Annotated in this window: 13 protein-coding genes; 2 read left to right on the top strand and 11 right to left on the bottom strand. The window is 69.0% G+C overall.

Annotated features, from left to right (window positions below):
* Positions 1 to 128: 128 nt before the first annotated feature.
* Positions 129 to 5,888, bottom strand: a complete 5,760-nt coding sequence (locus FFS08_RS11300; RefSeq protein ID WP_137862017.1) for an alpha-2-macroglobulin family protein — start codon at positions 5,886 to 5,888, stop codon at positions 129 to 131.
* Positions 5,889 to 6,044: 156 nt separating this feature from the next.
* Between FFS08_RS11300 and FFS08_RS11295 the strand changes: the two genes are divergently transcribed.
* Both FFS08_RS11295 and FFS08_RS11290 read left to right on the top strand, forming a co-directional pair.
* A complete protein-coding gene (locus FFS08_RS11295) occupies positions 6,045 to 7,430 on the top strand; it encodes a glycosyl transferase family protein (RefSeq protein ID WP_137862016.1) in 1,386 nt (461 codons plus the stop codon).
* On the top strand, positions 7,430 to 8,428 hold the full coding sequence (locus FFS08_RS11290) for a hypothetical protein (protein WP_249341022.1): 999 nt from the start codon (positions 7,430 to 7,432) through the stop codon (positions 8,426 to 8,428). The genes FFS08_RS11295 and FFS08_RS11290 overlap by 1 nt, the downstream gene beginning before the upstream one ends.
* A 27-nt stretch (positions 8,429 to 8,455) precedes the next feature.
* On the opposite strand, the gene FFS08_RS11285 is transcribed toward FFS08_RS11290, so the two are convergent.
* The 10 genes from FFS08_RS11285 to putA all read right to left on the bottom strand — a co-directional run bounded on the left by FFS08_RS11285 (position 8,456) and on the right by putA (position 24,896).
* Positions 8,456 to 10,123: an ATP-binding protein gene (locus FFS08_RS11285; RefSeq protein WP_137862015.1), complete on the bottom strand. Its 1,668-nt coding sequence runs from the start codon at positions 10,121 to 10,123 to the stop codon at positions 8,456 to 8,458.
* 68 nt (positions 10,124 to 10,191) lie between these two features.
* A complete protein-coding gene (locus FFS08_RS11280) occupies positions 10,192 to 10,914 on the bottom strand; it encodes a TIGR02186 family protein (protein WP_137862071.1) in 723 nt (240 codons plus the stop codon).
* Between the two features lie 35 nt (positions 10,915 to 10,949).
* Positions 10,950 to 11,864 (bottom strand): sulfite exporter TauE/SafE family protein, encoded by a 915-nt coding sequence (locus FFS08_RS11275; RefSeq protein WP_137862014.1) that lies wholly within the window; start codon positions 11,862 to 11,864, stop codon positions 10,950 to 10,952.
* A gap of 102 nt (positions 11,865 to 11,966) precedes the next feature.
* Positions 11,967 to 16,481, bottom strand: coding sequence for a glutamate synthase large subunit (gltB, locus tag FFS08_RS11270; protein WP_137862013.1), 4,515 nt, complete (start codon positions 16,479 to 16,481; stop codon positions 11,967 to 11,969).
* Positions 16,478 to 17,062 carry a DUF2059 domain-containing protein gene (locus tag FFS08_RS11265; RefSeq protein ID WP_137862012.1) on the bottom strand — a complete coding sequence of 195 codons (585 nt, stop codon included), beginning with the start codon at positions 17,060 to 17,062 and terminating at the stop codon, positions 16,478 to 16,480. The genes gltB and FFS08_RS11265 overlap by 4 nt, the downstream gene beginning before the upstream one ends.
* Positions 17,062 to 17,754 carry a DUF2059 domain-containing protein gene (locus tag FFS08_RS11260; RefSeq protein ID WP_171012572.1) on the bottom strand — a complete coding sequence of 231 codons (693 nt, stop codon included), beginning with the start codon at positions 17,752 to 17,754 and terminating at the stop codon, positions 17,062 to 17,064. The genes FFS08_RS11265 and FFS08_RS11260 overlap by 1 nt, the downstream gene beginning before the upstream one ends.
* Before the next feature lie 16 nt (positions 17,755 to 17,770).
* Positions 17,771 to 19,207 carry an NAD(P)-dependent oxidoreductase gene (locus tag FFS08_RS11255; protein WP_137862010.1) on the bottom strand — a complete coding sequence of 479 codons (1,437 nt, stop codon included), beginning with the start codon at positions 19,205 to 19,207 and terminating at the stop codon, positions 17,771 to 17,773.
* Between the two features lie 122 nt (positions 19,208 to 19,329).
* A complete protein-coding gene (locus FFS08_RS11250) occupies positions 19,330 to 20,136 on the bottom strand; it encodes an undecaprenyl-diphosphate phosphatase (protein ID WP_137862009.1) in 807 nt (268 codons plus the stop codon).
* 41 nt (positions 20,137 to 20,177) lie between these two features.
* Positions 20,178 to 21,098, bottom strand: coding sequence for an NAD-dependent epimerase/dehydratase family protein (locus FFS08_RS11245; protein ID WP_137862008.1), 921 nt, complete (start codon positions 21,096 to 21,098; stop codon positions 20,178 to 20,180).
* Positions 21,099 to 21,236: 138 nt separating this feature from the next.
* On the bottom strand, positions 21,237 to 24,896 hold the full coding sequence (putA, locus tag FFS08_RS11240; protein ID WP_283214620.1) for a trifunctional transcriptional regulator/proline dehydrogenase/L-glutamate gamma-semialdehyde dehydrogenase: 3,660 nt from the start codon (positions 24,894 to 24,896) through the stop codon (positions 21,237 to 21,239).
* Between the last annotated feature and the right edge of the window lie 23 nt (positions 24,897 to 24,919).

Here is a 24,919-nt window from a genome sequence, read left to right as displayed (position 1 = left end):
CCACCCCCTCTCCCGCCAGGCCGCCCGCTCGCGCCCGAACCACGCGTGCAGCGCCTCGGGCGCGTCGTCGATGCGCTTCGTCCAGCGGCGGGCGAAGGCGAGGAGACGGTCGAAAGCCTCCTTCGCCGTCACCGCTGCGCCACGGTCATCACGGCATTGGGCAGCTGCGCGCGGATCTCGGGCGCGTACATCGCCTCGACCCGCGTGGCGGGCAGGTTGAACTTGCCCGCCGCGTCGAGCCGCATCACGTACGACACCGTGAAGCTGCCGCGCGGCACCCAGCCGTAAAAGGCGCGCCAGCTGTCATTGCCGCGCTCGATATAATTGGGCGAGACGCCCTCGCCGGTGCCGCTGTCCTTGGCGAGCAGCTCGGACTGGCCGCCGAGATTGCCGACGATCGTCGCGCCCGCGGGCACCGGATCGTTGACCACCACCCAATTGCGCTCGGCCGAAGCCTCGACGCTGATCGTCACCTTGACGACGTCGCCGCGCGACCAGCTGCCGGCGACGGCCTGTTTCACCGCCTCGACCTTCTTGGTCATCTTGTACCCGGCCATCAGCGGCTGGGTGAGCGGCACCGCCGCCTTCACCCGCACGAACGCCCAGGGGCCGGCGCCGCTCGACTGGCTCATCACCAGCGGCGTCGTCTGCGCCGGCAGCGGGAAGCCGAAGCTGCGCTGCGGCTCGGCGAGCGGCCAGTTGAGGCTCAGCGGGTTGTTGCCACCGAAGCTGGCGGTGGTGACGCCCGCGATCGCCTCGGCCGGATAGAGACCCATGAAGCGCCGCGCGAGGATCGTGCCCCAGGCATTGGCGGTGGTGGTGTCCCAATGGCCGCGCTGCTGGCGCGAGGCGATGCCGACCATCAGCTTGCCCGCGTCATTCTCCCAGCCCGGACGGCCCAGCGTGGCGAGCAGCGCCTTGATCGCCGCTTCGTCGTCCGACGACATCAGCCACCAGGCCATGCGCCCCTTGTCCGACAAGTCGACGCGAGTGCCTTCATAGACCAGCCGGGTGCGCAGCACCTTCTCCGCATCGAGGCGAAGCTGCGCGCCATTGGCAACGCCCTGCACCTTGCCGAGCGCCATTGCATAGTCGGAGAGCGTGGCCGTGGGCATTTCGGCCGGCGCCATGCCGATCTGGCCGAGCATCGCCGACGTCGCCGCGCCCTGCCGCGCCAGCGCCGTGAAGGCGGCGACGCGCTGCAGGCGGACATCGCCATAATCCTCGTGGCGCAGGCGGCCGTCGAGCACAGCCTTCATCGCGTCGAGCATCTTGGCCCTGGGGCCATCCGGCAGCGGCAGCCCGGCCTCGGCGCTGGCCGAGAGGATATAGGCAGTCAGCGCTTCCGAGCCGGGCCAGTCGCCCGGCCAGTAGCGCAGCAGTCCGTCGCCATCCTGATAGGCGGGCATGTCGCTCGCGATCAGGTTCCACATGCCTGTGTCGCCCAGCGCGATCGCCCGCGACGTGCGCTGCTCGAGGCAATTATAGGGATAGGCGCGCATATAGTCGCGCACCCCCGAGAGCGGCGGCGCGAGGCTGTCGGTAAGGCTCACTTCGACCGTGCCGAAGCCGGGCAGCGCGCCGGCGGGCGGCGCGATCGCGAACTGGGTGCCGGTGCCGACCCGGCCGAGCGTCGCCGCCCAGGTCTCGACCGGCACGGCCGGTGCCACTGCCTGGACGATGGTCACCTTGTCGCTCGACTTGCCGTCGGCGGTCTTGGCGCTGACCGTCCAGCTGAGCTTGCCGTCGCGCGGCGGCGCGGTGAGGTTCCACACCACCGGCGCGGCGCCGCCCGCCGGGATTTCCACGGTCAGCGGCTTGCCGGTCGCATAGGCCGGGTTCAGCGCCACCGTGGCGGTCACCTTCATCGGCTTGTTCGAGCCGTTGCGCAGCGTGAACATCGCGCCGAACTGGTCGCCGGTGCGCACCAGCTGCGGCACGCCCGGATAGATGGTCAGGTCCTGCGACGAACGGATGCTCGCCATGCCCGTGCCGAAGAGCTGCGGGCCGGACGTCGCCACTGCGACGAGCTTGAACGACGTCAGCGCGTCGTTGAGCGGCACCGGGACCCTGGCATGACCGTCGGCATCCAGCGCGACCTTGCCCTTCCAGAGCAGCACCGGCTGGAAATTCTCGCGATTGAGGCCCGAAAGATCCCCGCCGCCACCGCCGCCGGCTTCAACTGCCTTCTTGCCATAATGGCGCTTGCCGACCACCTGGGTCTGCGCTGTCGAGGTTAGCACCGAGATCGGGCGATCGCCCATCATCGCCTCGAGCAGGTTCCAGCTGTCGTTCGGGGCGAGCTGGAGCAACGCCTCGTCCACCGCCACGAAGGCGACGTCGGCGCTGGACGCCGGCTTGCCGTCCGGGCCCTTCACCGTCACGTCGACATTGGCCGTGTCGCGCGCGGCATAGCTCGCCTTGTCGGCCTTGACCGCGACGTCGAGCTTATGGCCTTCCCAGCCGACCTTCACCTTGGCGATGCCCAGGCGATAGGCGGGCTTGGCGAGATCGACCGTCGCGGTCGCCTCGCCGCCGTCCTTCGACCAGGGCGCGCCCCAGTCGCGCGCCATGTTCGAGCGCCAGTTCTGCCAGCCGGTGACGCGCCCGCGCAGCGCCATGACCGAGACGAACACGTCCGGCGCATAATCGCCCGGCATCGGCACTTCGATCACCGGATCCTTGCCGGTGAGGCCGACGACGAAGCTGGAGAGCACGCCTTCGCGCTCCACCGTGACCAGCGCGGTCGCTTCGCGGAAGGGCATGCGGACCTGGAATTTGGCAGTCTCGCCCGCCTTGTATTCCTGCTTCTCGGGGATGACGTCCATGCGGTCGCCATTGTCGCCGCCGAACCACCAATCGTCGTCGCCGACCAGCCAGACCGACTTGGTCGCGCGGGCGACATTGCCATTGGCGTCCTTGGTGGTCGCCACCGCATAGACTTCGCCCGATATGCCCGGGTTGAGCTGGCAGCTCGCCAGCCCCTGCGCATCGGTGGTCGCCGAGCAGGTGGCCGACAGCTTGGTCGTCTTCATCTGGTTGTCATAGGCATAGAAGCCGCCGATCAGCCGGCGCCGGGCAGTGAGGATCTGGCGGCTGTAGAGCTCGACCGAGACCGGCTGGTTGGCGAGCGGCTTGCCCGCAGTGTCGAGCGCGACGAAGCGCAGGCGCAGATCGTCCTGCTTCATCAGCCAGCCGTCGCTCCTGATGCCGAGCTGGACCGCGGAAGTGAAGATCGGGATGCGGCGCGACGAGGTCAGGATCTGGCCGTTGGCATCCTGATAATCCATCTCGACCAGCATCGTGGTGTTCTGCTCGAGCGTCTGCGGCACTTCGGCGTTGATCCGGGTGGTGCCGTCGGCGCCCAGCGTGGCGGGCAGCGTCTGGGTCGGCGGCAGCTTGACCTGCTCGTCCTCGCCCTCGCCGTCCATCGGCTTGGTGCCCTCCGCCATGGCGCGGCCGCCGAAGCTGTAGCCGTCATAGCCGTCGGGGGTCCTGAAGTCGGCGAAATAGCCGATGCGCGTCTCGACGGGCAGGTTCGCCGCGCCGCCGCCCGAAAGATAGCCGACGAACAGGTCGAGCGGCAGCGCGCTCGGCCGCACGGCGGCGTCCTTGGGCCCGGCGACCGAGGCCTTCATCGTCGGCAGCTTATATTCGTCGACCTTGAACGACTGGCCGGTCCAGAGCGTCTTCTCCTTGCCCTCGGCGTCCTTGACCAGGACGGTGAGGTCGTAGTCGCCCATCTTGGCGCCCTGGGGGGCGGTCCATTCGGTCTCGCCGGCGCCGTTCGCGTCGATGGCCAGCGGCAGGTCATATTGGGTGTCCGAACCGCGATGGCTGAGGCGCAGCGTGCCGCTGAACGCCGGCGACGGCGCGAAGCCCCTGGCGATCGGCTGGCGGACGATGTGCTTCATGTGGATCGTCTCACCCTGGCGGACGAGCGACCGGTCGAACACGGTGTGGAACTTCTGCTCGGGGGCCGACCAGCCATAGTTCAGGTCGAAATCGAACGGCCGGATGCCGTCGCCCCACTGGGTGAGGGTGAAGCTGAAGTCGTCGGCCTTGCGCGCCGAGATCATCAGCACGTCGTTGCTGCCATGGTCGCAGCTCGTATAGGTCTGCGGCTCGGGCAGGCCGGCGGGAACGCCGAGGCGGCCCGAGGCATCGGTCTTGCCCTTGGCGAGCAGCTGGCCGGTGCAGGCATCGGTGACGCGCACCTCGGCCTCGCCCACGCCCTGGCCGCTGTCGAGCGCGGTGACCCAGACCAGCGACTGGTCGCGGCCCCATTTGAAATGGACGCTCATGTTGGTGACCAGCGCGCCGGCCGCGACGTAGCGCGGCGCCTTGCGGCCGAGCAACGCCTCGCCGAGCCGCGGGCTGGCGAGCTCGACGATGTAGAAGCCGGGCTGGCCGAGCGGGATGCCGACCACTTCGAAATCCTTGCCCTTGCCCGGCAGGCCGATCTTCAGCGGCTTGCCGCTGGCCGAGGTGAGCAGCGGCTTGGCGCCGGTCTGGTTGATCCGCACGGTCTCGGTGCCGCGCTTCACTTCGTCCGACTTGTCCTCGGCCGCGTCGGCGAGCGCGCGGAACCATTTGGCGATCTCGCCGTCGCCGCCCTCGACCTTCAGGCTCTGGCCGGTCACGGTCATCTGGCTGCCCTGCAGCTCGGGCTCGACGTTGCGGACCGAGACCGGGAGGACGCCGCCCTCCCTGGCTTCGAGAATGCCGAAATTGCCCGCGAACTTCACCAGCGGCGGCGGCGCGTCGAACTTGACGTCGAGGGGGAAGCGCTCCGCATTGGCGAGCTTGCGGCCGCTCTCGTCCTTCACATCGGCGGGAAGGACCAGCTTGGCGGTGGTCTCGGCCGGGAGCGGCGCCTTGAACTTCAGGTCGGCGACCGCCGCCTTGTTCTTGTCGTCGTCGGTGAAGACCGGCGCCAGTTCCCTGCCGTCGGCCATCCGGATGCGCACCGCCTCGGCCTGCGCCCGGGGGATCGGCGCGGAGAAGCGCACCCACGCGTCCTGCACCGGGCTGCAGCCGGCCTGCGGATTGACCCGCGAGCATTCGAAGCGGGCGCTGAATTCCTTGCGGACCGTGAAGTCGAAACGCTGGTCGGTGCCGGCGGCGCGGCCCGAGGCGCTCTTGATGTCCTTGCCCCAGACCAGCGCCATGTCGCGGCCCGCGGGCAGCGGCCGGCGGCACTTCACCGCGACGACGCTGGCGAGGGACTTGGCGCGATCCTCCGCCTTTTCGGGCAGCGCCTGAGGCAGGCCGGCCTCGGTCAGGAAGCTGCGCACTTCCCAGCGATCGGTGCCGAGATCGGCGAGCAGCTTGGGCGCGACGTCGGCGGGAAGCACGTCGACCGGGATCTTCTCGCCCAGCCCGTCGACCGCGCAATAGGCATTGGCGCCGACCGAGGCGGGATCGGGCGCCAGGTTCGCCGCGACGACGAAGACCTGGTCCTCCTCGATCTCGCTGCCATAGCGATTGGGCAGCACCGCGCGGGCGATCGGCCCGCCCGAATCGACGGTGAATTCCTTCTGGCCCTGCAGCGCATAGCCCGACAGGCTCTTGAGCCCGTCGCGCAGCGTGAACTTGCACGTGACGCCGCCGGGGAGCGGGCCGGTGAATTCATGGACGAAGGTCTGCTGGTCGACCCAGCGGCCCTGGCCGCCGACCGGGCAATCGACCTTGAAGGGCGATTCGGCGCGCGGATCGCCCAGCGGCACCATCGCCACGTTGAAGCGGGCGGTGAAGCGTTCGATCGCGCCGTCGCCGACGCCGGGCGTCGCCATCTCGACCTGCGGGCTGTTGTCGCCAAACGCAGTGACGGCCCCGATGGGCGCCAGGACCAGAGCCAATACGCCAAGCCGGGCAACGAGCTTCATGGACAACCTCCCCCTCGGGCAGCGATGGGCACGATAGCCGGGCACCACTGCGAGTCCAGCGACGAATTAACCGCCTCCGTTTCGGAGGGAAAAGCACCAATCGGCTTGATCGTTCCGAGAGCGGCACGGTTTAGTTCCATCTCCGAATCGGGGGGAATGGCGGCTTTGGGGCAGGGAGCGATCCTCTGGATCGACGCGGTCACGCGCGAGATGACTCTGTTCGCCGCCTTGTGGTTCGTCGTCGGGGGGATCGACGACCTGTTGGTCGATCTGATCTACCTGGGGCGGCGCCTGCGTGGCGGGCGGCCGGGCCCGTCGGCGCTGGCGGGCCCGGTGCCGGCGGGGCGCATCGTCGTGTTCGTGCCCGCCTGGGACGAATCCGCGGTGATCGGCAGCATGCTGCGCACTGCGCTGGAGCGGTTCGATCATCCCGATTATCGAATCTATGTCGGCACCTATCCCAATGATCCCGCGACGATCGCGGCCGTGGCGGAAGTGGCGCTGGCGGACGCCCGGGTACGGCTGGTGGTGGGCGGGGCGCCCGGCCCGTCGACCAAGGCGGACTGCCTCAACACGCTGTGGCGCGCGCTGCTGCGCGACGAAGCGGCGGAAGGCTTCGTCGCCAGCGCGGTGGCACTGCACGACGCCGAGGACGTGGTGCATCCGCTCGAGCTGCGCGCCTATGCGCACGGGCTGATCGATCATGCAGCGGTCCAGCTGCCGGTGCTGCCGCTCGCCCACGCGCACTCGCGCTTCTTCGCCGGCCATTATCTCGACGAGTTCGCCGAAGCCCATGGCCGGGCGCTGGTGGTGCGCCAGACGGTGGGCGCGGGCCTGCCCTTTGCCGGGGTCGGCTGCGCGATCCGGCGGGAAGTGCTGGCGCAGCTGGCGGCGATGCGGGGCGGCGCGCCGTTCGACGCCGACAGCCTGGTCGAGGATTATGAACTGGGCCTCACCCTGGCCTCGATGGGCATGCCGGCACGGCTGGTGCGCGTCGCCGAATCGCCGGGCGGTCCGCCCGTGGCGGTGCACGCCTATTTCCCGGACACGATCGGAACGGCGGTGCGGCAGAAGGCGCGCTGGATGATCGGCATCGCGCTCGCGGGCTGGGACCGGACCGGCTGGGGCGGCTGGCGACGCATCGGGGACAATTGGATGCGGATGCGGGATCGGCGCGCGACGCTGGAGATCCCGGTGCTCGCCCTGGCCTATCTCTCGATCCTCGCCTGGGCGCTTTCCTTCGGCGCGCACCTGCTGGCGGGCACGAGCCCGGCGATGCCGTCCGCGCCGATGCGCGCGCTGCTCTGGACGAATCTGGTGCTGCTCGTCTGGCGGCTCATGGTGCGGGCGGCGTTCGTCGGCCGGGTCTATGGCTGGCGCGAGGCCTTTTGGTCGGCACCCCGCATATTTTCGAGCAACATCGTCGCGCTGCTGGCGGCCCGGCGCGCCCTGCTCGTCTATGTCCATATGCTTCGCGGCCAGCCCCCGCGCTGGGACAAGACCGCGCATCGGTTTCCCGATCTCCGGCCGGCGAGCAATTGATGCGCGGACGCGGACGGCCGCTCCGTTTCCTTGCGATGGTGACCATCGCCTGGGTCGGCGTGCGCGTTGCGATGCTCTGGCCGCGAACGGGGTCGCTTCCCGCGGCGATCGAGGCCGCATCGCCCCTTGCCCGAGCCGAACCGCGCATCGCGCCGGCTGCCGCCCCGCCGCCCCCGATCGCGGACGCACGCCCACCGCTGCGGATGCTCGCACCGCCGCCCCGCTACCGGGCGCCGCTGGGCGACGAACATCCCCGGGTACAGCTCGCATTGATGGCGCTCGCGCAATATGGCGATGCCGTGATGCCTCCGCCCCTGCTCCTGCCGGCGCCGCCGGCACGGCACACGCCCACGCCTGCGGGCCCGCCCGAGCGGCTCGACCCGCTGCCCGATCGCTGGTCGCTGAGCATATGGATGACCGCGCGGGGCGAAGGGAGCAGGGGCGCCGCCCCCGGCGGCCAGATCGGCGGCGGGCAGGCGGGCGCGCGCGCCGCGTGGCTAGTCTCCTCGCGCGATCGCCTCGCCGCCTATGGCCGGATCATCACGCCGCTCCAGACCCGCAGCCGCGAGGCGGCGCTGGGATTGGAATGGCAGCCGACCAGGGCCCCCGTCCGCCTGGTCGTCGAGCGCCGCTTCGGGCTCGACGGCAATCCCGGCGGCACCGGGCTGGGAGCGATTGCGGGGATCGATGCCGAATGGAAGGGATTCCGGCTCGAAGCCTATGGTCAGACGGGCGCCGTGCTGCGGCGGCGCGCCGATCCCTATGCCGATGGCGCCGTGCGCGGCACACGCACGGTCGGCGCGAACGGACGGACGCGCTTCGCCCTCGGCGCCGGTGCCTGGGGGGCGGCGCAGCGCGATGCGCAGCGGCTCGATCTCGGGCCCTCGGCCACGCTCGCCGTGCGCAACCTGCGCCTCGCGCTCGACTGGCGCCAGCGCGTGGCGGGCGAGGCCCGGCCCGGCTCGGGCCCGGCGCTCACGCTGGGCGCCGATTTCTGACGGCCTGCCCCGCGCGGGGGGCGCCGGTCACTTGCCCTGCGCGCGCCAGCGGCGGATCGTGCGCTCGAGGATCTGTTCCTCGCCGCCGGTATCGCGCCACAGCTCGGAGAAGAGCGGATCGTCCGATGCCGGCCGCTTGGCATCCTCGAGCGAATCGAAGAGCAGGCGGATCGGCGTCGCCACGCCCTCTCCCACCGCGATGCACTCGCGGTTCCGCAGCGCGGGGATCGAATCGAGGAAGCCACGCGCGCCCTCCGGCATCGCTGCCCTGACAAAGGCCTGGTCGCGCTCATTGTTGAGGCGCATCGACAGGATGGTGCCGCACTGCGAGAGCACGCCCTCGGCAAGATCGGACGGGCGCTGGGTGATCAGGCCCAGCGACACGCCGTATTTGCGGCCTTCCTTGGCGATCCGGCTGAGGATCCGGCCGACCGAGGAGCCATCGGCGTTGCGCTCGTTGGGGACGTAGCGGTGCGCTTCCTCGCAGACGAGCAGGATCGGCCGCTTGCTCTCGCCGCGCGACCAGATCGCGAAGTCGAACACCATGCGGCTGAGCACGGCGACCACGACGGAGGTGATCTCCGAAGGCACGCCCGACACGTCGATGATCGAGATCGGCTTGCCGTCGCCCGGCAGGCGGAAGACCCGCGCGAGGAAGCCCGCCATCGTATCCGCCACCAGCATGCCCGAAAACATGAAGGCATAGCGCGGATCGCCCTTGATCTCGTCGATCTTGGAACGGATGCGCAGATATGGCGCCGTGTCGGTTGCCTTGTCCATCTTGCCCATTTCGAGCTGCAGGATCTGCGTCAGGTCCGACAGGAGATAGGGAATCGGCGCATCGACGGTGAGCTTGCCGATCTCGGCCGCCAGCCGGTTCTTCTGCTTGGCGGCGAGCACGCATTTGGCGAGGATGTCCGCATCCACCTGGCGGTCCGAGCCGGAGGTGGTGAGGAATACCTCGCAATGTTCCTCGAAATTCATCAGCCAGTACGGCATCTGCAGATTGCCGACGTCGTACAATGCGCCCGTGGTACGAAAGGCGCTGGCATATTCGCCGTGCGGATCGATCATCACCACATGGCTTTGCGGCGCGAGCTCGCAGATGCGGTGCAGGATCAGCGCGGTCGCGGTCGATTTGCCGGTGCCGGTCGAGCCGAGCAGCGCGAAATGCTTGCCGAGCATCGCGTCGACATAGAGCGCCGCCCGGATGTCGCGCGTCGGATAGACGGTGCCGATCTCGATATGGGCGCGGTCCTCCGCGGCATAGATCTGCTTGAGGTCGGCGGTCGAGACCGGGAAGACCGGCGCGCCGGGCGTCGGATAGCGAGTCACGCCGCGGCGGAACTTGTAGAGCTTGCCGGTCAGCCGTTCTTCGTCGCCCTCGCCGAGAAAGTCGACATAGGCGGCGATATGCTCGCCCTGGAGCTTCAAGGAGCGGACATTGGCGATCAGCCAGGTCGCGCCGACGCGGACCTTCACCTGGCCGCCGACCTGGCCGGCATTGGCGATGGTGGGATCGGAATCACCGCCGAGTGCGTGCAGCGCCTCGGGATCGAGCAGCACCTGGCTCGACGAGCCGGCAATCTCCAGCACCGCGCCGATCGGCTCGACCGAAGCGCGCGAGGGCAGCCCCCCGGAAGGTGAAACCGGCGCCGCGCCTTCGAACCCGCGCGCGCCAAACTGGCCGTCCATCGGCTACTCCCCGTTGACGTTCCCAATATGCGCGCGGGGAGGTAAAGATTGGGTGAGTTTCGAAGCTTTCAGAAGCGTTTCCACACGGCGCCCGCGCCCCAGCCGAACAGAATGGAGAGCGCGACCGCCACGATACCGTAGAGTATCGAATAATGTTCGGCCGAATGCGCGACGAAACGCTCGAAGCCCGATTTACGGATCTCGATTCCCCGAACTGCGGCGGCGAGGACGCGGCCGTCGCGGATGAGGAACGTCTCGGCAGTGAACTTGCCGACCGGCACGCGCGCCGGAATCGCGAGCCGCGCGCGGTACAGCACGCCGTCGGTGATCTCGACCGCCCCGGGTGCCTGATAATAGAGCCCGGCCCGGCTGCGCAGGTCCTCGAGCCCCTTGTCGAAGCGGGTCTGCACCTCGGGCGCCGCGCCCGAGGCGGGCGAGAGCTGCAGGCTCTCGACGCCGAGCTCGTAGATGGCGCGGGTGCGTTCATCGACGATCTTCTCGATCGGCTTGGACGAAGCGATGGCGTAGAAGCTCGGCGCCGAACGATAGCGCATCCGCTGGGCGTTGACCCAGATGCCCGCCACCTGCTCCTTCTCGCGCACCTGCACCGACTGGGTGGGGCCCTTCACCACCACGACGATATCGGCGGGCTTCTCGCCCCGCTCGGGCGCACGACCGCCGGGATAGAGGATCGCGCCGAACAGCAGCAGCTCGGCACCGGTGAAGGAATAGGCGATCTCGATGTCGCGCTGCGAGACGTCGGGGACGAGCACCGGCTTGGCCTGCCCCATCAGCAACGGCGCGAGGAGCAGGAGAAGCGCCCTTCTCACAACAGCTCCACCGAATAGATCTCGTCGGGCTGCCACGCGAGGCCGAGCAGCATGCGCACCGCGACGAGCAGCACGATCACCGCCAGGATGAGGCGCAGATATTCGGGCTTCACCTGCATCGCGAAGCGCGCGCCCATCTGTGCGCCGATCACCGAGCCGAGCAGGAGCAGGGCGGCCAGCACGATGTCGACCGCCTTGGTGGTGGTGGCGTGGACCATGGTGGCGGCGGCGGTGACGAACAGGATCTGGAACAGCGAGGTGCCGACCACGACCTGGGTGCCCATGCCGAGCAGATAGAGCATCGCCGGCACCAGGATGAAGCCGCCGCCGACGCCGAGCAGCACGGTGAGGATGCCGGTGAAGAAGCCGAGCAGCAGCGGTGCGAGCGGCGAGATGTAGAGGCCGGACGCATAGAAGCGCCAGCGCAGCGGCAGCATCGCGACGAGCGGATGGTGGCGGCGCTTGCGCGGGCGCGGCGGACGGGCGCCGCGAGTCACCCGGATCGCCTGCACCGATTCGTGCAGCATCAGCCCGCCGATCGAGCCGAGCATCAGCACATAGAGCATGCCGATCACCACATCGATCTGGCCGCTCTTCTGCAGCAGCGTGAACAATGCGGCCCCGGCGATACTGCCGATCACCCCGCCCACCACCAGCACCACGCCCATATGGATGTCCACGCCGCCGCGGCGGAAATGGGCCAGCACGCCCGAGACGCTGGCACCGGTCACCTGGCTGGCCGCGGAAGCGGCGGCAACGGTCGGGGGGATGCCGTAGAAGATCAGCAGCGGCGTGGTGAGGAACCCTCCGCCCACGCCGAACATGCCCGAGAGCAGGCCGACGCCGAACCCGAGCGCGACGATGACGAGCGCATTGACCGACAGGTTGGCGATCGGGAGGTAGAGATCCATCTTGCCCCCAGCGATACCGCGTTTGCGCGGCCGTGCAAAAGCCTGTCTGACCTCGGCGGCCCGCAATCGACCGCGCGGCGCATCGGCCCGTGCGCCTTCGCCCTATTCCGCCGCCACGGCCTCCACTGCATCGTCATTGAGCGGCTGGGGCAGGCGCGTCAGCATTTCCCTGGGCACCACCTGCCAGAAGGCGCCGATCGCACGGTCCCAGTCCTCGAGCAGGCCGGCCGCCCATTTGCTGTCCGTCGCCGCGACATGCGCTTCGACCAGCGCGCGCAGCCGGGCTTCCCAATGCGCCGAGGCGAGGCGCTGCCACACGATGCTCTCCGGGTTGGCGCGCTGCGCGAAGCTGCCGTCCGGATCATGGACGAAAGCCATGCCGCCGGTCATGCCCGCACCGAAATTCATGCCCACTTCACCAAGCAGCACCGCGATGCCGCCGGTCATGTATTCGCAGCCATTGGCGCCGCAGCCCTCGACCACCACTTCGGCGCCCGAGTTGCGCACCGCGAAACGCTCGCCCGCCTGGCCGGCGGCGAACAGCCGGCCCGAAGTGGCACCGTAGAGCACGGTGTTGCCGATGATCGTGTTCTTCCACGATTCGATCGGCGAACTGACCAGCGGACGCACCACGATGGTGCCGCCCGACAGGCCCTTGCCGACATAGTCGTTGCTGTCGCCGAACACTTCGAGCGTGACGCCCTTGCACAGGAACGCGCCCAGCGACTGCCCGGCCGAGCCGCGCAGGCGGACATGGACATGCCCGTCGGCAAGCGCCGACATGCCGAAGCGGCGCGTGATCTCGGACGAGAGCCGCGTTCCGACCGCACGGTGCGTGTTCCGGACATTATAGGTCAGCTGCATCTTCTCGCGGCGCGCGAAGACCGGAGCGGCATCCTTGATCATCTGCGCATCGAGGCTGTCGGGCACTTCGTTGCGGAAGGTCGACAGGCTGAAGCGCCGCTCGGCGTCGTCGGCATCGACCTTGGCGAGGATCGGATTGAGGTCAAGATCGTCGAGATGCTCGGCGCCGCGGCTGACCTGGCGAAGCAGTTCGGTGCGGCCGATCACTTCGTCGAGGCTCCGGAAGCCCAGCCGCGCGAGGATCTCGCGGACTTCCTCGGCGATGAAGGTCATCAGGTTGATCACCTTCTCGGGCGTGCCGACGAACTTGGCGCGCAGCTTCTCGTCCTGGGTACAGACACCGACCGGGCAGGTGTTCGAATGGCACTGGCGGACCATGATGCAGCCCATCGCCACCAGGCTGAGCGTGCCGATGCCGAACTCCTCGGCACCGAGGATCGCGGCGATCACGATGTCGCGCCCGGTCTTGAGCCCGCCGTCGGTGCGCAGCTTCACTCGGCCGCGCAGGCCGTTGAGCGTCAGCGTCTGGTTGACTTCGGTCAGGCCCATTTCCCAGGGCGTGCCGGCATATTTCACCGAAGTCTGGGGCGAGGCGCCGGTGCCGCCGACATGGCCGGCGACCAGGATGACGTCGGCATGCGCCTTGGCCACGCCCGCCGCCACGGTGCCGATGCCGGCCGAGCTGACCAGCTTCACGCAGACGCGCGCCCGCGGGTTGATCATCTTCAGGTCGTAGATGAGCTGGGCCAGGTCCTCGATCGAATAGATATCGTGGTGCGGCGGCGGCGAGATCAGCGTCACGCCCGGCGTCGCATGGCGCAGCTTGGCGATGAACTCGGTGACCTTGAAGCCGGGCAGCTGGCCGCCTTCGCCGGGCTTGGCACCCTGGGCGACCTTGATCTCGATCTCGTCGCAGGCGTTGAGATATTCGGCGGTGACGCCGAACCGGCCCGAGGCGATCTGCTTGATCGTCGAGTTGGCATTGTCGCCATTCTCGTACGGCGTGTAGCGCGCCTTGTCCTCGCCGCCCTCGCCCGACACCGCCTTGGCGCCGATGCGGTTCATCGCGATCGCCAGCGTCTCGTGCGCCTCCGGGCTGAGCGCGCCGAGCGACATGCCCGGCGTGACGAAGCGCTTGCGGATCTCGGTGATCGCCTCGACCTGGTCGATCTGGATGCCTTCGCCCGGGAAATTGAACTCGAGCAGATCGCGCAGATAGACCGGCGGCAGGTCGCGCACGCCGCGCGAGAAGGCGAGGTAGGACGAATAGCTGTCGGTCGACACCGCCGATTGCAGCAGGTGCATCAGCTGCGCCGAATAGGCATGCGTCTCGCCGCCATGGCGCTGGCGATAGAAGCCGCCGATCGGCAGCGTGGCGACGCCGCGGTCATAGCCGGCCTGATGGCGCAGCATCGCCGAGAGATGGAGCGAGGCATAGCCTTCGCCCGAGATCTTGGCAGGCATGCCGGGGAACAGGTCGTTGACCAGCGCGCGCGACAGGCCGACCGCTTCGAAATTATAGCCGCCGCGATAGGAGGAGATCACTGCAATCCCCATCTTCGACATGATCTTGAGCAGGCCCTCGTCGATCGCCTTGCGGTGGCGCTTGAGGCATTCTTCCAGCGCGATGTCGCCGAACAGGCCGCGGCCATGGCGATCGGCGATCGAAGCTTCAGTGAGATAGGCGTTCACCGTGGTCGCGCCGACGCCGATCAGCACGGCGTAATAATGGGTGTCGAGGCATTCCGAGCTGCGGACGTTGACCGAGGCATAGCTGCGCAGCCCCCGGCGGACCAGGTGCGTGTGCACCGCCGCCGCCGCCAGCACGCCGGCGATGGCGACGCGGCTCTCCGAAACATGCTCGTCGGTGAGGAACAATTCGGTGCAGCCGGCGCGGACCGCCTGCTCGGCCTCGTAGCGGATGCGGCGGATCGCTTCGCGCAGGTCGTCCGGATCGTCGCCGGCGGGGAAGGTGCAGTCGATCTCGGCGCACTGATCGCCGAAATGCGCGCGCAGGCGATCCCAGTCGCCATTGGTGAGCACCGGGCTGTCGAGCACCAGCACCTTCGAGCCGCCGCCCTCGGTGTCGAGGATGTTGGCGAGGTTCCCGAAGCGCGTCTTGAGCGTCATCACCTGGCGCTCGCGCAGGGAATCGATCGGCGGATTGGTGACCTGGCTGAAATTCTGGCGGAAGAACTGGCTGATCAGGCGCGGCTTGTCCGAGATGACCGCCAGCGGCGTGTCGTCACCCATCGAGCCGATCGCTTCCTTGGCGGTCTCGACCATCGGGGCGAGGATCAGCTCCATGTCCTCCAGCGTCTGCCCGGCCGCCACCTGGCGGCGCGTCAGCTCGGCGCGATCGAAGCGCAGCATCGCGGTATCCGGCTCGGGCAGGTCGGCGACGGTGATGAACTCGCCGATCATGGCGGCATAGTCATGCTCGCCGGCGATCCGGTCCTTGATCGCGCGGTCACAGAGCAGCACGCCCTGGTCGAGGTCGACCGCGATCATCTGGCCCGGGCCCATCCGCCCCTTCGCGATCACCGTCGATTCGGGGATCTGGACCATGCCGGTCTCGGAGCCGACGATCAGCAAGCCGTCCGAGGTCTGGGTGTAGCGCAGCGGGCGCAGTGCGTTGCGGTCGACTCCGGCCACCGCCCAGCGCCCGTCGGTCATCGCCAGCGCGGCAGGGCCGTCCCAGGGCTCCATCACCGAGGCGAGATACTTGTACATCTCGAGATGCTTCTCGGGCGTGTGCTCGTCCCATGCCTCGGGCACCAGCATCAGCTTGGCAGTGGGCGCGTCGCGGCCCGAGCGGCAGATCGCCTCGAACACCGCGTCGAGCGCGGCGGTGTCCGACGCGCCGGCCGGGATCACCGGCTTGATGTCCTCCGAACGCTCGCCAAAGGCAATGCTCGCCATCTTGATCTCATGGCTGAGCATCCAGTTCTTGTTGCCGCGGATCGTGTTGATCTCGCCATTGTGCGCCAGGCAGCGGAAGGGCTGGGCCAGCCACCATTGCGGGAAGGTGTTGGTGGAATAGCGCTGGTGGAAGATCGCGACGCGGCTGGTGAAACGCTCGTCGCGCAGGTCCGGATAGAAATCCGACAGGCTCTCGGCGAGGAACAGCCCCTTGTAGATGATCGAGCGCGTCGAGAGCGAGCAGATGTAGAAGCCGCTGATCTGGGCGGCGATCACCCGCTTCTCGATCCGCCTGCGGACGAGATAGAGTTCCTTCTCGAACTCGGCGGCGTCCATCTCCTCCGGCTGCGGGCCGGCGATCATGATCTGCTCGATCTCCGGGCGCGTCGCCTGCGCCTTCATGCCGATGACGGAGACGTCGACCGGCACCTGGCGCCAGCCATAGATGGTGTAGCCCGCCTCGATGATCTCGCTCTCGACGATCGTGCGGCACGCCTCCTGCGCGCCCAGATCGGTGCGCGGCAGGAAGACCATGCCCACCGCCAGCCGGTTCGGCAGCACGCGGTGGCCGCCCGCGGCGATCGCATCGTCGAAGAAGCGGACGGGCAGGTCGACATGGATGCCGGCGCCGTCGCCGGTCTTGCCGTCGGCATCCACGGCCCCGCGGTGCCACACCGCCTTCAGCGCATCGATCGCGGACTGGACGACGCGGCGCGAGGGCTGTCCGTCCGTCGCGGCGACCAGGCCGACGCCGCAGGCGTCTCCCTCGAACTCGGGACGGTACATGCCCTGCGCGGCGAGGCGAAGGCGTTCGGCTTCCATCTTGGTCATTTGGGTTCCGCGGCTTTGGAGGCGGAGAGATCGGCGACGAAGGTCGCCATGTCTTCCTGCACATGCGCCATCGAGCGCGACATCAGGTCGCGCTGCCAGGCAAGAACGTCCGGATCGCTCATGATCGTGTACGACGCGGCCAGATAGGCCTTGCCGGCCGGCGTTTCGAAAAAGGTCCGGATGTCGGCGATCTGCGCCACATCGAAACGCCGGGCGTAAGCGCGCGCCATCGCGTCCACCATGCCGGGCATGCCGGCGTGCAGCGTTTCGGCCATCCGGTCCTCCTGCTTCTGCAGGAAGCGCTCCATCGCGGAAGCGGCCTTGGCATCCTTGCCCAGCATATCGGTGAATCCGGGCATCTGCTGGAGCGACTGGCGCATGTTCGCCATCATCGGGCGAATGATGCCCTCCATCAGGCGGGCACGCTGCTCGGGCGGCATCATCACGGCGAGCAGCCGTTGCGCCGCGGCGACGCGCGCGGGATCGAGCGCGGCCTGGGCCGCAGGTGCGGGAGCGGTCTGCGCATGCGCGCTGCCGGCAACGGCCAGCAGCGCGGCGGCGGCGAGGGCCGGCCCGCGCATCACTTGCCGCTCTTCCTGGCGCGATAATCCGCCGCCAGCTTGTCCGCCAGCGCTTCCAGCTTCGGGCGATTGGCGGCGACCAGCCGATCCGCCCAGGCCTGGCTCGCCGCCGAGATCCTGGGGTTGACCGTGCCCATCTTCTGCGACGCCGTGCTGCCGGCAAAGGCCATCAGCGCGGGATAGTCCTCCGCCGTCATCTTCGCCATCACCGCGGCGATCGCCGCCTGCTGCATTTCCTGCGTCGACTGGCCCGGCGCGCTGCCCATCGTCTCATAGACTTCGGCGCGCACCTTCTGGCCAGTGGGGCTGGCGAAGAAGCTGAGCGAGTCGGCGATCTCCGCCGGAGTCAGCGCAGTCTTCAGGATCGTCTCGATCTCCGCGCGCAGCGAAGGCAGCGCCGCGACCAGCACCGAAGCGAACTGCGTGCGCAGCTGGCTGCCGACCGCCTCCCGCATCGCCGGATCGGCGGCATAGGCGGCCTTCAGCTTGGGATTGGCGGCGATCCGCTGATCCATGCCGGTGTCGAAGGACTTGCCGGCAAGCTGGGTGATCGCCTCTTCGGGCGCCAGCAGCGACACGAGCTTCTGCAGATCGGTATCCGCGACCGGCGCGGCGGCCGGCGCGGCGGCGAACGCCGATGCCGGAGCCAGCGCGGCGGCGCTAAGGGCAAGGGCAAGGAGAAGCGGCTTCATGGGATCGACGACCTTATCAAGCAGCCCGTGCCGCATCGGCGCGGGCGCGCATCCAGGCATGCATGTGCGCCGCGACGTCGCGGCCGTCGCGAATCGCCCAGACGACGAGACTCGCGCCGCGGACAATATCGCCGGCCGCGAACACCCCGTCGAGGCTGGTCATCATCGTGCGCCCGTCCGTGCGCAGCGTGCCCCAGCGGGTGACGCCCAGCTCCTCGGCACCGAACAGCCGCGGCAGGTCCTCCGCCTCGAAGCCGAGCGCCTTGATCACCAGATCCGCCTGGAGCTGGAAGGCGCCGCCCGGATCGAGCTCGGGCGCGCGGCGGCCCGAGGCATCGGGCGCGCCCAGCCGCATGCGAGTGGCGCGCACGCCGGTGACCCTGTCGCCGCCGTCAAACGCTTCGGGGGCCGAGAGCCAGACGAACTCCACGCCTTCCTCCTCGGCATTGGCAGTCTCGCGCTGCGAGCCGGGCATGTTCGCCCGGTCGCGGCGATAGAGGCACTTGACCGACGCCGCGCCCTGGCGAACCGCGGTCCGCACGCAATCCATCGCGGTGTCGCCGCCGCCGATCACCACGACATGCTTGCCGTCCGCATCGAGGCTGCCGTCGTCAAAGGCCGGAACCGTGTCGCCGAAACCCTTGCGGTTGGAGGCCGTAAGATAGTCGAGCGCCTCGACGATTCCCGCCGCGCCGACGCCCGGCGCCTGGATGCCGCGTGCCTTGTAGACGCCGGTGGCGATCAGCAGCGCATCGTGCCGCTTGCGCAGATCGTCGAGGCTCGCCTCGCGGCCGACCGCGAAGCCCAGGTGAAAGGCGATCCCGCCCTGCTCCAGCCGCTCGATCCGGCGCATGACGATCTGCTTCTCGAGCTTGAAGCCCGGAATGCCGTAAGTGAGCAGGCCGCCGGCGCGATCATGCCGATCATAGACATGCACTTCATAGCCATATTCGCGCAGATACTCGGCCGCCGCCAGGCCCGCCGGGCCCGCGCCGATGATGCCGACCGACTGGCCGCGCGCCGGCCCCACCGCGACCGGCTCGACCCAGCCCTCCTCCCAGGCGGTGTCGGTGATGAACTTCTCGACCGAGCCGATGGTGACGGCGCCGTGCCCGGAGAATTCGATGACGCAATTGCCTTCGCACAGCCGGTCCTGCGGGCAGATGCGGCCGCAGATTTCCGGCATGGTCGAAGTGCTGTTCGACAGCGCATAGGCTTCGCGCAGGCGCCCCTCTGCCGTCAGCCGCAGCCAGTCCGGGATGTGGTTGTGCAGCGGGCAGTGCACCGAGCAATAGGGCACGCCGCATTGCGAGCAGCGGCTGGCCTGCTCCTCCGCCGCCGGCACCGCATAGCGATCCGCGATCTCGCGGAAATCCTCCGCGCGCAGTTCCGCTCCGCGCTTGCCCGGATAAGCCTGCGCCGTTCCAACGAATTTGAGCATCGTTTCCGCCATGCGGCCGCGCTAACGCCACAAGCGAGTCGATAAAAGTCAGTAATACTGACCTATATTGGCTTTTTCCGGCCCGGCGCCCAGAATTTGAAATATTCTTACGCCGTTTTATGGCCGTTCCGGGCCTATCTCATCGAAAGCCAGACGATCGCACTGATGCCGGCGATGATTCGGTACCAGGCAAAGGGTGCGAAGCCATGCTTGGAGACGATGCCGACGAACCATTTGATCACCACGATCGCGACGATGAACGCCGTGACGAAGCCGATCGCGATCTCGTCCCATCCCACTCGGGCCGAGGCGATCGCGTCGTGATTCTTGAGCAGCTCGAGCGTGGTGGCGCCCAGCATGGTGGGGATGGCGAGGAAGAAGCTGAACTCGGCGGCGGTGCGCCGCTCCACGCCCAGGCTGAGCGCGCCCATGATCGTCGCGCCCGAACGGCTGACGCCCGGGATCATCGCGATGCACTGGATGAAGCCGATGCCGATCACGCGGACCAGCGGAATCTCGGCGATGCCGTGAATCGTGGCGGACTTCACCAGCCGCTCGATCACGAGGATGGCGATGCCGCCGATCACCAGCGCCCAGGCAACCACCATCGGCTCGCCGAGCAGCGCCTCGATCTTCGAATGGAGCGCGAGGCCGATCACCGCGGCGGGAATGAAGGCGACGAGCAGATTGCGAGTGAAGCGCCACGAGACCGGATTCATCCGCAGCAGGCCGGAAGCCACTGCCCAGAAGGTACGCCAATAGAGCACCACCACCGCCAGGATCGCGCCGAGCTGGATGACGACGTTGAACATCGCCCAGGTGGCCGCGTCATAGCCGAGCAGCTCGGAAGCGAGGATCAGATGGCCGGTCGAGGAGACCGGCAGGAATTCAGTGATCCCCTCGACAATGCCGAGGAGGATCGCGACCAGGGTTTCGCTCATGCTTGGCTAGGCTCCGATGCGCCGGCGGCGCGAGAAGATGGTCAGGCGGCCAGCTTGGCGAAGCGGCCGTTGCGGCGATAGCGCACCAGCCAGGCCGGCGCGACGCTGGCCAGCGGCGTCGGCTCGATCCCCAGCGCGGCCAAGCCGGGGGCATCGCCCGCGACATTGTCCGCCTGGAGCATGCGCCACTGGTCGCGCGTGATCGGCGTGCCGGGCAGCGCCGCAATCAGCGCGCCGAGCGGATCGGGCAGCTCGGCAAAGGCCGGCTTGTGGCCGGTCGCCTCCGCGAGCCAGTGGAGCAGGCCCGCCATGGTCAGCGTGTCAGGTCCGCCCAGCGCATAGGTCTTGCCGGCGGACTTCTCCGACACGGCAAGCGCGGCGACCGCCGCCCGTGCGACATCGACGACATAGACCGGCTGGAAGCGCACTTCGGCGCGCAGCACCGGCACCACCGGGCCCATGCCCAGCATCGCGGCGAACCGGTTGGTGAACTGGTCCTCCCGCCCGAAGACGAAGGAGGGGCGCAGGATCACCGCTTCGGGGAAGGCACGCCGCACCGCTTCCTCGCCCGCCGCCTTGGAGCGGCCATAGGCAGAAGCCGAATCCGTATCGGCGCCGAGCGCGGAGAAATGGACGAGCGACGCGACGCCCGCCGCCTTGGCCGCCGCGGCCACGGCATGCGCACCGGCCGCGTTGACGCCGTCGAAATCGCCCTTGAGCACGCCCGCAAGGTTCACCACCGCATCGGCGCCGGCAACCGCGGCAGCGATCGTCTCGGGCTGAGTCACGTCGGCGGCGACGAACTGAGTCTGGCCCAGGCCGCCCAGCGGTTTGAGGAACCAGGCGTCGCGCGGGCGGCGCTGGGCGATTCGCACCCGGGCGCCCGCGGTGAGCAGTTCCTGCGCGACATAGCGGCCGACGAAACCGCCGCCGCCGATCAGCACTATGAGTTTGTCGTTCATGCCCTTGGTCCTGGAACTGAAACCTGCCTGCCGGCCGAGCCTCACCCCATGCCGCGCGGCGGACGGAGAGGCAAGCGCCGGATGGCATCCGCGCGGCCTCCGGCGCTGTCCCGCGACGCCTCGGGCCTGCCGCCTGACTCAGCCGATCGTCATCAGGCTGGCATTGCCTCCGGCCGCAGTGGTGTTGATCGAGATCGACACTTCCTCGAGCAGCAGATCGATCGGATAGCCCTGTTCGCCCGCGGCGAGCAGCGGAACGATCGGGCCGTCCCGCGCCGCCAGCGCTTCGGCTACCGCCGCGGCATCGCCTTCGACCAGCGCGGCGGCGATGGGCTCGGCTGCGTCGGGCGCGAAGGCAGCGGCGACGCGGGGCGGCAGACCATGGGGCAGCGCCATCCCGTCCAGCATGCCCCGGTTGCCCGTCGCCAGCACTGCGGCCATCTGGCCATACAGGCCGGCCATCGTCACGGGGCGCATCAGGATGCGGCCGCGCGAATGCAGCGCATAGAGGTTGCGCTCGCCCACCGGACCCGGCAGCTCGCGCTCCACCCCGAACGCCGAGGCCGCGCCATAGCGCCGTGCTGCATCGGCGGCACGCGGCTCGCCCTGGGCCTCGAGCCAGGTGGCGAATTCGGCCAGCGGCGTCGCGGCCGCACCCCGGGGCTCCACCGCCACCGGCGCCGTGCCGACCAGCCGGCCGAGATAGAGCGGGCCGCCCGCCTTCGGGCCGGTGCCCGACAGCCCCCGCCCGCCAAAGGGCTGCACCCCGACGATCGCGCCGATCACGTTGCGGTTCACATAGAGATTGCCCGCCTTCACGCGCGCAGTCACTTCGGCGACCGTCTCGTCCAGCCGGGTGTGCAGGCCGAAGGTGAGGCCATAGCCGGTGGCGTTGATCGCATCGATCAGCGCCGACAGGTCGTCGCGGCGATAGCGCAGCACATGGAGCACCGGGCCGAACACCTCGCGCTCGACATCGGCGATCGCATCGATCTCGATGATCGTCGGCGGCACGAAGGTGCCGTGCCCGGTGGCGGCCGGCAGGTCCTGCTGCTCGATGCGGTGGCCCCGCGCGCGCATGGTCGCGACATGGCGCTCGATATTGTCGCGCGCCTCGGCCGTGATCACCGGGCCGGTATCGACGTTGAGCGCATCGGTGCGGCCGATGCGCAATTCCTTGAGCGCGCCCTTGAGCATCGCCAGCGTGCGATCGGCGACTTCTTCCTGCAAGCACAGGATCCTGAGCGCCGAACAGCGCTGGCCCGCGCTGTCGAACGCCGAGGCGATGACGTCGGCGACGACCTGCTCGGCGAGCGCCGAGGAATCGACGATCATCGCGTTCTGGCCGCCCGTCTCCGCCACCAGCGGGATGGGCCGGCCCGCCGGAGAGAGGCGCGGAGCGAGCTGGCGCTGGATCAGCCGCGCCACGTCGGTCGAGCCGGTGAACATCACGCCGGCGGTCTCCGGCGCGCCGACCAGCGCCGCGCCGATCGCGCCGTCGCCGGGAACGAGCTGGAGCGCATCGGCGGGAACTCCCGCCGCGTGGAGCAGCGCCACTGCCTGGGCGGCGATCAGCGGCGTTTCCTCGGCCGGCTTGGCCAGCACCGCATTGCCCGCCACCAGCGCCGCCGCCACCTGGCCGGTGAAGATCGCCAGCGGGAAGTTCCACGGGCTGATGCACACCACCGGGCCGAGCGGCAGCTGGGCGGGACCGAAGGTCGCGCGCGCACGCGCCGCATAATAGCGCAGGAAATCGATCGCTTCGCGCACCTCGGCGATCGCGTTGGGCAGCGACTTGCCCGCTTCGCGCACGATCAGGCCGAGCAGGACCGGCATTTGCGCCTGCATCGCATCGGCGGCGCGCTCGAGCATGGCGGCACGCTCCGCAACCGGGATAGCGCCCCAGCCGGAAGCTGCGGCGCGCGCGACGGCAGCGGCGGCGGCAGCGGGCGAGATCTCGACCACCTCGCCAACCTCGTCACGATTATCAGCCGGATTCAATATCTTGCGTGGCACCCCCTGCCCATCGGCGGGCGCGGCACGCCACGCGGTCGCGGCACTGCCGTGAAGCGCCTCGGCCAGGGCGGCGAGGGCGTTCTCGTCGCTCAGGTCGATGCCGTCCGAATTGCGGCGGTCGGGATAGAGCGAAGCGGGCAGCGCGATCCTGTCGTGATGCGCGCCGGGATCGGGCATCGCGCGCACTGCCTCGACGGGGTCGGCGACCAGCTCGGAAACGGGAATTCCGGGATCCGCGATACGGTTCACGAAGGAGGAGTTGGCGCCATTTTCCAGCAGACGGCGCACGAGATAGGCCAGCAGCGTCTCATGCGTGCCGACCGGCGCATAGATGCGGCACGGACGATCCAGCTTCGCCTTGCCCACCACTTGCTCGTAGAGCGGCTCGCCCATGCCGTGCAGGCACTGGAACTCGTACTTGCCCACCGCGAAGTCCGGGCCGGCGATCCGGTAGATCGTCGCCAGCGTCTGGGCATTGTGCGTGGCGAACTGGGGAAAGACCCGGTCGCCCGCCGCGAGCAGCTTCCGCGCACAGGCGATGTACGCCACATCGGTATGGAGCTTGCGGGTATAGACCGGGAAATCGCGCAGCCCGTCGACCTGGGCGCGCTTGATCTCCGCGTCCCAATAGGCGCCCTTGACCAGCCGGACCATGATCCGCCGCCCGGCGCGCCCGGCAAGGTCCACGATCCAGTCGATCACGAAGGGACAGCGCTTTCCATAGGCCTGGACGACGAAGCCCAGCCCGTCCCAGCCGGACAGGTCCGGATCCAGCGCCAGGCTCTCCAGCAGGTCGAGCGAGATTTCGAGCCGGTCGGCTTCCTCGGCATCGATGTTGAGGCCGATATCGTAGTGCCGCGCGAGCACCGCCAGCGTCTTCACCCGGGGCAGCAGCTCGCCCATCACCCGGTCCGCCTGGGCGCGACTGTAGCGCGGGTGGAGCGCCGAGAGCTTGATCGAGATGCCCGGCCCCTCATAGATGCCGCGCCCGCTCGAAGCTGCGCTGATCGCATGGATGGCATTCTCGTAATCGCGATAATAGCGCTCGGCATCCGCCGCGGTGGTCGCCGCCTCGCCGAGCATGTCGTAGCTGTAGCGAAAGCCCCTGGCCTCCTCGTGGCGGGCGCGCTTGAGCGCCTCGGCGATGGTCTCGCCGGTGACGAACTGCTCGCCCATCATCCGCATCGCCAGATCGATCGCGCGGCGGATCACCGGCTCGCCCGCGCGCGCGACGAGGCGCATCAGCGCGGCGCCCAGCCCGCGATCGTCGACGCTGTCGACCAGCTTGCCGGTCACCACCAGCGCCCAGGTCGCCGCGTTGACGAACAGCGACTTGCCGCCGAGATGCGCGCGCCAGTCGCCATCGGCGATCTTGTCGCGGATCAGCGCGTCGCGCGTGGCGTCGTCGGGAATGCGCAGCAGCGCCTCGGCCAGGCACATCAGCGCCACGCCCTCTTCGCTCGACAGCGCATATTCCTGCACCAGCGATTCGACCGCGCCGCCGCGGCGCCGGGCGCGCAGGCCGGTGACGAGCCCGGTCGCCGTCTCGCGGATCGCGGCGCGCGTGGCGGCGTCGAGCGTCGCCGCCTCGAGCAGCGGCGCCACCGCCGCGCGCTCGTCGCGGCGATAGGCGGCGGTGATCGCCTGGCGGAGCGGAGTCGGCTCGCGGACGGGCGGGGCGAAGGCAGTGAAGGGCGCGGGCTGGGTCATCCGGCCATGATACGCCGCTTCGGCAGGTCGATCCGACTTATGAAGCGCAAATTGCGGGTGGAATCGCCATATTGTCGGCCATTTGCTAGGCAGGA

The sequence above is a fragment of the Sphingomonas sp. 1F27F7B genome (genome assembly GCF_005503355.1).
Classification (GTDB): Bacteria; Pseudomonadota; Alphaproteobacteria; order Sphingomonadales; family Sphingomonadaceae; genus Sphingomonas.
Note: the sequence above shows the minus strand (reverse complement) of the source record. Positions and strands in the feature narration are given on the sequence as shown.